8 protein-coding genes and 1 pseudogene are annotated in these 10,736 nt (G+C 60.7%); 3 read left to right on the top strand and 6 right to left on the bottom strand.

Features of this window, described 5'->3' with window-relative positions:
- The 3 genes from ABYV89_RS10425 to ABYV89_RS10415 all read left to right on the top strand — a co-directional run.
- Positions 1–1,090, top strand: a 1,090-nt coding sequence (locus ABYV89_RS10425; RefSeq protein ID WP_432822891.1) for an efflux RND transporter permease subunit, incomplete at its 5' end; no start/stop codon positions are given.
- A gap of 198 nt (positions 1,091–1,288) precedes the next feature.
- Positions 1,289–1,864 carry an OmpA family protein gene (locus ABYV89_RS10420; protein WP_432822890.1) on the top strand — a complete coding sequence of 192 codons (576 nt, stop codon included), beginning with the start codon at positions 1,289–1,291 and terminating at the stop codon, positions 1,862–1,864.
- Between the two features lie 147 nt (positions 1,865–2,011).
- Entirely contained in the window at positions 2,012–2,848 is an 837-nt protein-coding gene (locus tag ABYV89_RS10415) for an alpha/beta hydrolase (protein WP_432822889.1), read from the top strand.
- 99 nt (positions 2,849–2,947) lie between these two features.
- Here ABYV89_RS10415 and ABYV89_RS10410 read toward each other — a convergent pair whose 3' ends face one another.
- From ABYV89_RS10410 to ABYV89_RS10385, 6 genes and pseudogenes are all read right to left on the bottom strand, one after another.
- Positions 2,948–4,867 carry a PAS domain S-box protein gene (locus ABYV89_RS10410; RefSeq protein WP_432822888.1) on the bottom strand — a complete coding sequence of 640 codons (1,920 nt, stop codon included), beginning with the start codon at positions 4,865–4,867 and terminating at the stop codon, positions 2,948–2,950.
- A gap of 80 nt (positions 4,868–4,947) precedes the next feature.
- Positions 4,948–7,269, bottom strand: coding sequence for a PAS domain S-box protein (locus ABYV89_RS10405; protein ID WP_432822887.1), 2,322 nt, complete (start codon positions 7,267–7,269; stop codon positions 4,948–4,950).
- A 362-nt stretch (positions 7,270–7,631) separates the two neighbouring features.
- Entirely contained in the window at positions 7,632–7,931 is a 300-nt protein-coding gene (gene cowN, locus ABYV89_RS10400; protein WP_432822886.1) for a N(2)-fixation sustaining protein CowN, read from the bottom strand.
- A 37-nt stretch (positions 7,932–7,968) separates the two neighbouring features.
- Positions 7,969–8,970: a 4Fe-4S binding protein gene (locus tag ABYV89_RS10395; protein WP_432822885.1), complete on the bottom strand. Its 1,002-nt coding sequence runs from the start codon at positions 8,968–8,970 to the stop codon at positions 7,969–7,971.
- A gap of 11 nt (positions 8,971–8,981) precedes the next feature.
- A complete protein-coding gene (locus ABYV89_RS10390; protein ID WP_432822892.1) occupies positions 8,982–9,773 on the bottom strand; it encodes an AAA family ATPase in 792 nt (263 codons plus the stop codon).
- Positions 9,774–9,896: 123 nt separating this feature from the next.
- Positions 9,897–10,736 (bottom strand): annotated as a pseudogene (locus tag ABYV89_RS10385) (anaerobic carbon-monoxide dehydrogenase catalytic subunit); the annotation flags it as partial.

Raw genomic sequence — 10,736 nt, 5'->3', positions numbered from 1 at the left:
CCGCACGGTGCTGACCCAGCCAATCGAACTGCGGGTCAACGAGATGCTCTCGGGCATCCGCGCCGACGTCGGCATCAAGATCTACGGCGACGATTTCGACAACCTGGTGGCCCTCGGCGACCAGGTCGAGCACCTGCTGCTGGACGTGCCCGGCGCGGCGGATGTCTCGGTAGAGCAGATCACCGGCCAGCCGACCCTGCAGATCAGGGTCGACCAGGAGCAGCTTGCCCGCTTCGGCGTACCGGCGAAGGACGTGCTGGACGTCGTCGCCGCGGTCGGCTCGACCCGGGTCGGCGAGATCTTCGAAGGAGAGCGGGCCTTTCCCCTGGTGGTGCGCCTGCCGGACAGCCAGCGGGGTGACGTGGCGACCCTGGGCGAGACCCTGATCCCGACCCGCACCGGGGCCATTCTCCCCCTCGGACGCCTGGCCGAGCTGAGCGAGGTGGAGCGCCCCTCGACCATCAACCGCGAATGGGGCAAGCGCCTGATCAAGGTGCAGGCCAACGTGCGTGAGCGCGACATCGCCTCCTTCGTCGCCGAGGCCAAAGAGCGCATCGCCGCCGAGGTGCAACTCCCCGAAGGCTACCTGATCGAATGGGGCGGCCAGTTCGAAAACCTGGAACGCTCGCAAAACCGGCTGCTGCTGGTGGTGCCGCTGACGTTGGCGCTGATCTTCTTTTTGCTCTATTTCAGCCTCAAGCGCCTGCGCGACGTGCTGATCATCTACACCGGCATCCCCTTCTCGGTGAGCGCCGCAGTCGGCTTCATCGCCCTGTCTGGAATCGCCGTACTCAACGGCCAGGTGCTGGTCGCCGCCATCCGCGGCGCCCTCGATGAGGGACAGTCGCTGCTCGAGGCGGTCACCGAGGCCGGCCGCCAGCGGCTGATGCCGGTGCTGGCCACCGCCATCACCGACGCCGCCGGTTTTCTGCCGATGGCGCTGTCGGTCGGAGTCGGCGCCGAGGTGCAGCGGCCGCTGGCCACGGTGGTCATCGGCGGGGTGCTGACCTCGACCCTGCTCACCCTGTTCGTGCTGCCGGCCCTGTATTTGGCCGTCGGCCGTCTGAAGGGCGAGACTCCAACACCCTGACCCCAAAACGGCCCCGCACCCTTGAAATCAAGGTGCGGGGCCGAAACTCCCGCCTTCCCCCTGGATCCGTCAAACTTCCCTATTTCTTACACATTTCCTGCATTTTCATCCCCTATTCTTTGACCATCGAAACAGGACATCCCATCCGGCCAGCAAGACGGCGGAAAGCCTGCCGTGCGGCCGAGAAAGGATCGAACGATGAAAAAGCTCTCCGGATATTTAACCCTTCTCGTCCTGCTCAGCGGGCTGTCCGCCTGCGTCCCGGCGGCCACCCACACCCATCGCGGCAGCCACCAGGGTTCGAGGATCGGGGCCGGCGACCGCATCGGCTATGTTATGGATCGCCAGGAGCAGGACCTGCGCCAGGCCCTGGCCGGAACCAGGGCCGCCAGCGTCCAACGGGACCAAAACCTGCTGGTCGCCACCTTCCGTTCGAAGTTGCTGTTCGGCCGCAAGTCGGTCACGCTCAAGCCGGGCAGCAATGACGAACTCGACCGTGTTGCCCAGGTTCTCAACCGCTACCCTGGAACCCACATCCGCATCGAAGGTCACACCAATGCCAAGGGACCGGAACGAGACAACCTGCGGCTATCCGCACGCCAGGCCCAAACCTTCAAGCAGGCGCTGGTACAGCGTGGCGTCGCCCCCCACCGCATCTTTGCCATCGGCTACGGCGAATCGCGGATGATCGCTTCCAATCACGCCGCCAATGCCCGAGTCGTCGTCGTCATCGAACCGCGCCGCCAGGCCTACGGTTTTGCCGACCAGTATTAAATGACCTTGCCGTCCTCCTGCCCGGGGCGCAGGCTCAAAATCCCTGAGCCTGCGCCCCGGTTTTCTTGCCGGATAAACCTTGTCAGTCCGTTAGTTCTGCCGCTATGCTACTATAGTTGCAGATAACCTTCTACCAAGGGGGAAACCATGGGTTTTCGCCAGAAACGGTCGCTGATCCTGCTGCTGATGCTGGGCGGTCTCGCCTTTGCCCCCGGGAGCGAAAGCGCCATGGAGCACCGTTTCATCTTCTTTCCCGAGCGGCCGCTAGTCGCCACTCCCGCCCTATACGATCTGGCCTACGAAGAGGTTCATTTTCCCGCCGGCGACGGCACGGCGCTGCACGGCTGGTACCTCCCCGGCGAACCAGGTAAGCCGCTGGTGCTGTTCTGCCACGGCAACGCCGGCAACATCTCGCACCGGCTCGACAACCTGCGACTGCTGCACCGGCTTGGCGTCAGCGTCTTCATTTTCGACTACCGCGGCTACGGCAAGAGCGCCGGCAAGGCCAGCGAGGAGGGGACCTACAGCGACGCCCGCGGCGCCCGCGCCTGGCTGCAGGCGCGCGGCTGGCCGCCGGAGCGGATCGTCTATTTCGGCCGTTCGCTGGGGGCGTCGGTCGCCCTGCAGCTGGCCGTCGAACACCCTCCAGCCGGCCTGGTCCTCGAAACCCCGTTCACCTCCATTGCCGCCATGGGCCGCCACCACAACCCCATTCTCTATTTCGCCCTCGGCTGGCTGCTCGACGCCCGCTACGACAACCTGGCCAAGATTGTGAACATCCGTACGCCGCTGCTGATCTTCCAGGGCGATCGCGACAACATCGTCCCCGAAAGCATGGCCCGCAACCTCTTCGAGGCCGCCAACGAGCCCAAAACCTGGCACCTCATCCCCGGGGCCGACCACAACGACACCTACGATTCAGGCGGCGAGGATTACTGGTCGGCGTGGTCCACCTTTCTTCGCAAGCTTGCCCCGGCGCAATGACCTAGCCAGCGCGCCGCATAAAAAAGCCATCCTTGCCCTGGGACAGGATGGCGGGGAATCTACGAAGCCAACATCTCCTTTCTATCCAGCCCTCCAGGATTATCCGAGCGGCGCCGGTGGTTCCTCTTCACACAGTTCCACCCAAAACGTGCTCCCGCCCCCCGGAGTCTCCACCACCCAGGCCCGGCCGCCGTAAAGCCGGGCTATCTTCTGCACGATGGCCAGGCCGATCCCGGTTCCCTTGATCTTACTGCCGCTGCTTCCGCGAAAAAAGACCTCGAAGATACTGTCACGTTCGTCGGCGGAAATCCCCGGACCGTGGTCCCGAACGAAATAGGTCACCCGTTTTCCGTCGCGTTCACCGCCGACCTCGATGGCCTGCCCCCCATCTCCCGCATAATGCAGGGCATTGCCTACCAAGTTCAAAAAGACCTGGGACAAGAGGGTATCGGGAACCAGGATTTCGGGGAGCCCGGCGCAACGGACCCTATTTTCGACCCCGTCGAAACGCTTGGACAACTCCTTCAGCACTTCCTGCATCACCCGGCTGGCATCTGTCGGTCGGTCGGGAGTCTCCACCTTTCCGACTTTGGCCAGAGCCAGAAGGTCCTCCATCAGCGATTGCATCTTGCGACCGCCTTTAGCAATCTCACCCAAGCAGTCCTTGAGTTGGCCATCGAAGGTCTCCTGGTGCTTTTCCAGCAGAAAATCGGCAAACCCGATGATGCCGGTTAGCGGACTGCGTAAATCGTGGGAGACCGTGTAGACGAAACTTTCCAGTTCGCGATTGGCGCGTTTAAGCTTATCTTCGGTCTTTTTGGCCTCCGTGACATCCAGAATCACTGCGATCAGCGCCTCAGACCCACCTGCTGGATCAAAGGTTCGGGTCATCGACAGGTCGGCCCAGAAAAGGCTGCCGTCCTTGCGCAAGTAACGTTTTTCAATCCGGTAACCCTCCACTCTGTTGGCGGTTAAATCGTTGAACCGCTGGCGACATTCTTCCGCATCCGCCGGGAAGGTCATTTCCATAAGGGTTTTGCCGACTATCTCTTTTTTCGAATACCCGAGCATCTCGCCCCATTTATCATTGATTTCAAGATACCGCCCCGCCGGGCTGAGCACGGCAATGCCGGCAGCCACGTTCTGGAAAATGGCCCTGAGCTGAGACTGGTTTTTGCGCAGGGCCTGCTCCACCCGCTCCCGTTCGCGGATGGATGCCCGCAGGATTTTATTCATGCGGCTGACCGCGACATGCCGCCAAGCCGCCAGGATCACCACGCTAACAGCCAGCAGTCCTCCCATCAGGGTGGCCACCCGCTGCACGCTCCAGTACGGCTCAGGGGCCTTGAACCACTTGCTGTAAATATCCCGGTATGTCGCCGTCTGCTCCAGGTGCCAGAGGGTTTCGTCGAGAATCTGCAGCAGCTCCGGGTTGCCCTTGCGAACGGCCATGCCCCGCTTTACTTCAAGGAGCGATGGCCCCGCCGTTTTAATCTGATGGTCGAGACCGGCGACCTTGGCCATCATCCAGACCGTTTTCTCGGGATAGATCATAGCGTCGACATTTCCGGAAAGGAGGGCAAGAAAAGCCTCTTCGAAGGAACTGAAGATAACCAGTTCGCTCTCGTTTCGAGCCTCCATCAGATGGCGCCCTTTGTTGAATTCGACCACTCCCACTTTGCGACCGGCCAGCGATTCGACCCCGAGGATGTCGGTATTGCTCTCCCTCACGAAAATCCGGATATGTTCGACTTCGATGGGGATAGTGAAATCGTAGTCCTTCACCCGCTCATCCGTAATCCCCAGATCCGGCACGACCAGGGCGCGACCGTCCATCACGGCCTGATGAACTTTCGGCCAGGAATCGAACACCTCGTAGCGAATCTTCAGCCCGCTGAGACGGGCCACTTCATCCATGATGTCCACGGCAAACCCGGTCGGGTTGCCGGTACCGGGGTCGCGCAGATACTGCGGGGGCCAGTTGGCTGGCACGGCGACGACAACCTCTTCCTGTGGCACCTGCGCCTGCGAAGATTGCGGCGACAATAACGCGAGTAACACGGCAACCATCAGCCATAAATGGCAAAGGGATTGTTTCCTCATGACCCCGCCTTCACTTTTTGCGGCAATTTCGGGCGCAACGGAATGCTCATATAAAAGGTACTCCCCACCCCCTCCTCGCTCTCCACCCACACCCTGCCGGCATGGGCTTCGGCGATCTCTTTGACCAGCGGCAGGCCTAAACCGGAGCCGCCCACCCTGGTGCCGTCCCTGTTGTCGATACGGAAGAACCGGCTGAAAATCTGCTTCCGGCTTTCCGGAGGGATCCCCTGCCCCTGGTCCTGGACCGAGAACACAACCTGTCCCTCCTCAACCTCAACCCGTGCCGAGAGACTTATCAGCCCTCCCTCTGGCGAATATCGGATGGCGTTGGAGAGCAGGTTAGACAGTGCCTGGTGCAACAGTTCCCGGTTGCCGAGCAGCACCGCCGACGTCTGGGGAGCATCCCAGGAAAGCTGGTGGAGAGACGATTGCCGGGCGAAAAAGGTTCCCAGCTCCCGCAGCAGCTCGCCGATATCGACCGGCTGCAGGTCGCTCATCCCGAACCCGGCCCGCAGCCGCTGCAGGTCGAGCAGATTGTCGATCAACTCTTTGAGGCGGCCGGTTTCCTTGCAGATGATGCCGAGATATTCTTTCAACTGGTCCGGCTCTACCGGGTTTTCGAGCATGAATTCGGCGAATCCCAGCATCGCCGTCAGCGGGGTGCGCATCTCGTGGCTGACGGCGGAAAGCATGTCGTCCTTCATCTGGTCGAGCTTCTGTTGCTCGGCAATGTCCCTGATCACCGCGAAAAACAGCCGCTGCTCGTTCCAGGTGAAACTGCCGGAAGATATCTCCAGGGTCAGGATGGTGCCGTCGCTCGTCTTATGGTAGACCGGCGAGACCCTGACCAAGCCAGTGGCCAGCATGGCATCGATGCGCTGCTTCGACCTCTCGGGTTCGGCACTGAGGTCATAGACGCTGAGCTGGCTGAATTTTTCACTCGTATAGCCATACAGCCTGCAGGCGGCCTCGTTGGCCTCCAGCACCTTTCGGGTTTCGGCATCGAAGATAATCAAACCGTCGGTCACCGCCCGGAACAACAGCCGGTATTTTGCTTCGGATTCCTTCAGCACTTCTTCCGCCCGCTTACGAGCGCTGATGTCCCTGGCCACCCCGATCAGGCCGATGATCCGCCCCTGCCTGTCCCTGAACGGGTTTTTGCTGGACAAATACGTGTGCAGGACCCCGTCCACCTCGATCTCCAGGTCCACGGCCTGGCCTTCGCCGGAGGCCATGACTTGACGATCCAGCTCCATGATCCTCGCGGCAGCCTCCGGCGGCAGCACTCCCCGGTCATCCTGGCCGACGATCGCCTCAGCCGACGCACCGAGCATTCTGGCGCCGGCCGCGTTAACCAGCAGATAGCGGCCGTCGAGATCTTTGACAAAAATCGCGTTGTTCGTCCCCTCGAGAATCGAATTCAGCAGGGTGTAATTGTCGTAGAGGGCCTGCTCGGCCTGCTCCTGCGCCCGCAGGTACCGCCGCAGGGCCCACATGCTCCAGCCGACTCCGACCGCCAATGCGAACGACAGCACCGACAGCAGCCAGAGATCCCACGCCCAACCGTTACGATAACGGGCCAGCCGCAACCCGAGGTCCGGAACATCGGCCCCCAACGGCAGCACCTGCGTCAGCCTGGGGTCGGTCCGCTCCCCCGGCCCGGCAACACAAGTGCCGACCACGCTGCCGGAATCATCCACCAGGCAGGCCTGGTTACGTTCCCGAATCTCCTCCGAAATGCCGTTGCGCAGAAGCCCTTCCAGGGAATAGATGCCGCCAAAGGTTCCGAGGAAATCGCCTTCGCGGAAAACCGGGACATAGATTTCCACGGCAACGATTCCCTGGATCACCTTGAATGGACGGGTGTAGGCCGGCTGGCCGGTCTGCCGGGCCAGCCGCGAAGCGCGCTCGGGTTCGGCCAGCGACAGCTTCAGACCCAGCACCTGTTTATTCGGCTCATAGGGAGCCGTCCAGCGGATAATGAAATCGTGATCGGCCCAGGTGATGTTGATCAGTTCGGGATTGTCGGCGACATAGCGCGCCGCCTTGTGCTGAAATGTTTCGGCATCCAGACGCCCCTCCACCATCTGCTCGGTCAACAGCAGAAAAAAATCACGGTTGGCGGCCAGCTTGTGAAGTAGACTCTGCTGAGCATCCCGGACGTCGAGAAAATGCTGATGGTCCTCCTCCTTGAAATCCCGCAAGGTAATGATCCACAGGAGCAGACCCAACACCACCAGGATCAACGCCGTCAGCACCGCCGGCGCGATCCAGACACGGGCAGAAGCCCTGCTGGTGAAGAGAGGAACAGGAAACACGGCGTTTCACTTTCCGCCAAAGAACTGGCTGGCCACACGGCTGGGATTAGAATAAAAGTAGCATAAAACGCGTGGATTGCTCACCTGGCGGCCATTATTGAGAGGACAGAGACCTGCTCGAGCCGGAATAGCCCGTTTCAACGCATACAGGCCACATCCATTATGGATGCGGCCTGTATGGGGTTTTGATCGAAAGTTTAAGATCCCGCAACTGATAAAAAACAAAGGTGGACATCCGTGAAGGAGTGTCCACCTTTGATAATTTCTGGCTCCCCAGGACCGTCAGAAACCAGCACTGGGAAGATCACTTATTTCCTCAGTTGGATTAGCGGGCAAAGGGACATGAACAGAAGAGAAGAAGACTAACAGCACTCAACCTCAATTTTATCAAGCAGACGCAAAGCCTCATTATCCTCATACTCCTCGAAGAGTTCCCGAATGGTATTGATGTAGCTATGGATGAGGAAAAGGTTGTCAAGACAACTGCCTGATTCAGATGTTCCCGGATCCAGGGCTCCCTTGAACTTTTCCCAGAACGCATTGCTCTTTTCCGGATCGTCGATGTGGCGGCGCAACATCGTGACCAGGCCTCTGGCATTCCCCTCGCAGTCGATCCCATTGAAGGTTTTGTAACGATCCGTATCCTGAGCTGGATTTTTCATATCGCCTCCTGCAAATTGCCTTTTTGAGTTGATTGTTCTATTTCATGCTGGCGGCCATGGGTATGATGCGCTGGTAATCCTGGTAAGAGAGGCTGCTCTGCCAATGGCCGCTAAACATGCCTGCCCCAACCCCCAGGAGCATCAAGCCTACAACCACGAGGCCCAAGGACCTTTTACTCACCGGAACTCTCCACCAGGGCAGAGCCATGTTCAGTGCCCCCGGCTCAGGACAACTCTCAACACAGGTCAAACAACCGGTACATTCCGGGGAGCCAACGGCGCTGCAGGTGTTCACTGGCAGTCTCGCGGGACAATTGCGACCGCAAGCGCCGCAGCCGCTGCACAGCCCTGCGTCCCGGCGAATCTTCGGAGGGCTCAACAGGGCCACCATTCCTGTCAGGGCACCGTAGGGACAGAGATAGCGACACCAGAAGTGCTGAAAGACGACGGAAAGCACGGCCAATGTGGTGATCACGCCGGCGGCGGCAGGCGACATCCCGGTAAAGAAATGCAGCATCTTGACATCGCTGATGGCCCAGTAGGGGCTCGAGAGGAGGCCTTCGATGGCCATGACCGGCATGTCGACCAAAATCAGTTTGACGAAGAAAAGGAGCAGGGCATACTTGCCGAGCCGCAGCACCACATCGAGCCACCTCCAGATGCGGAAGGTGCGTCCGAAGAGCCTTCGGCCAAGGCCCCCGCAAAGCTCCGACAGCGTTCCGACCGGGCAGATCCAGGAACAAAAGGCCCTGCGGGCGACGAGCGAGATACCCAGAAAGGTGAGCAGCAGCACCAGGGCCGCAGGGTGAACCGGGTCGACCTTTCCGGTCAAGGCCCAGTACTTGAGGCTGGCCAGGGCCCCGACCGGGAGAAAGGCCTCGACCCCGACCGGACGAATGTAGGCCGGAGTCAGGCCGCCCGATTCGAAATGCTCCACAAAAAGGGCGAACTGCACGCCGATCGCCAGGCAGATCAGTAGAAATACCCCCTGCACCAGGTGCCGTGTTGTAAGCGCTTTTTTCAAGCCTGTTCGCCCCATAAGGCTCCTCCTCAAACGACGTCCTGAAGGTTTGCGAGATTGGCAACGAGCTTGTCCTTGATGGCCAAGGCCTCATCGACCGGCGGTCCGCCCAGGTCGAAAGCCGAGACGCCCTGCATATCGGCCTTCCTGAGTACATCACTTGAGGAAATGACGCCCAGCAAACAGCCATCGGCAAGAGAGGCCTCTAAAAACTGCTTGTCGGCCTCGTCACGAACCTTGCTGCCCACGAAAAATACGTTCGATATGCCGATATCGGTCGCCAGACGGGTGACCTGGCGGGCGGTCTGAAGGCTGCGCTGACCCGGCTCCACCACCACGATCAGGGCATCCACCGACTGCGCCGTCCCCCGGCCCAGGTGTTCGATGCCCGCCTCCATGTCCATAATCACCACCTCGTTTCGCTCCAGCAGCAGGTGCTTCATCAGCCGCTTGACGAGGGTATGCTCGGGACAGACGCAACCGGCGCCCCCCTGATCGACCGTGCCCATCAGCAGCAGGCCGACCCCCGCGTGCTCGACACGATGCTTTTCGGGCAAGTCGCTCACCTTGGGATTGAGCTTGAAAAAGGTGCCATCACCCTCTTCTGCCGCGGTTCTCTGTCTGGCGAGTTCCTTCATCTTCGAGAGGGGCTGAAGCTGCGCCGCTAATTCGGCAGGGACGCCGAGGGAGGAGGCGAGGTTGGCATCGGGATCGGCATCGATGGCTAAAACCCTGCGCCCATCGGCGGCGAAGGCACGGGCCAGCATCCCGGCCAGGGTCGTTTTGCCGACGCCGCCTTTTCCGGTAATGGCGATCTTGATCCCCGCCGACGCGGGTCTCGGTTCTTCGAGCTTATGGTGGTGATCATGATGGATATCGCACATCGGTCTATTCTCCTTGCCATGGGGCAGGCGGGGGATCGACGTCCCCCGCCTGGGGCACATCTAAATTCCAAGGCCTTTGCGGCGCTCCTGGATGACTTCCAAAAGGCGTTCGGCGGCCTGGTCGGGATCGGTTTCGACGATATAATAGCCGCCGAAAAGGTTTTTGGTTGTTTCGGTCAGAATCCCGGTGACTACTTTCGATCCGGTGACCTGCGGGACGATTCCGATGTGGGTCGGAATGCCCAAGGCCACCGACCAGGTGCCGATGGCGACCGCCTTCTCCGACATCGCTTCCGGCGCCGAAGCCACCAGCGGCAGGCTGTCCAGGTCGACCCCGAGTTTGTTGGCGATAGCGACCGCCACCCCGACGGCGCGGCTGTTGTCGACGCACGAGCCCATATGCAGCACCAGCGGGAGCGGGCCGTTCAGCCCCGCGGCTTCGCCGACCGCCGTCAGAACCGCCTTGAGGGGTTCGCCCGCGTAGGACTCGGTCGCCTGCTGAGTCATCAGGCCGTTCTTGGCCATGGCCCCGGCGCCGCAGCCGGTAGCGAGCAGCAGGATGTTGTTGCGGGCCAGCTTTCTGGCGATGGTCACAAAATTGTTGTCCTGCACCGCCTGGGTACTGTTGCAGCCGGCAAAGAGGGCGATCCCCTGAATGTTGCCATTCGCGATATTGTCGATGAGGGGCTTCAGAGGATCCTCGGCATTAAGCTTGCTCAAGGCGCCGATAATCGCTTCGGCACTGAAACCGACCACCGCGGTCTGCTTGACCTGGGGAATTCTGACTCGCTTGGGGTTGCGCCGCTTGAAGGCCGCGATGGCCAGGTTGATGACCTGCCGGGCGTTTTCGGTGGCGGTCGCCTCCTTGAAACTTACGTGTGTCGCACCGGTGATCTTGTT

The sequence above is a fragment of the Trichloromonas sp. genome (assembly GCF_041583255.1).
Taxonomy (GTDB): domain Bacteria; phylum Desulfobacterota; class Desulfuromonadia; order Desulfuromonadales; family Trichloromonadaceae; genus Trichloromonas.
This window is presented reverse-complemented; position numbering and strand designations above follow the sequence as displayed.

Excerpts from the sequence above, each read along its gene's own strand:
- ABYV89_RS10420 (WP_432822890.1), top strand. The coding sequence starts at position 1,289 with ATGAAAAAGCTCTCCGGATATTTAACCCTTCTCGTCCTGCTCAGCGGG.
- ABYV89_RS10415 (WP_432822889.1), top strand. The coding sequence starts at position 2,012 with ATGGGTTTTCGCCAGAAACGGTCGCTGATCCTGCTGCTGATGCTGGGC.
- cowN (WP_432822886.1), bottom strand. The coding sequence starts at position 7,931 with ATGAAAAATCCAGCTCAGGATACGGATCGTTACAAAACCTTCAATGGG.
- ABYV89_RS10395 (WP_432822885.1), bottom strand. The coding sequence starts at position 8,970 with ATGGGGCGAACAGGCTTGAAAAAAGCGCTTACAACACGGCACCTGGTG.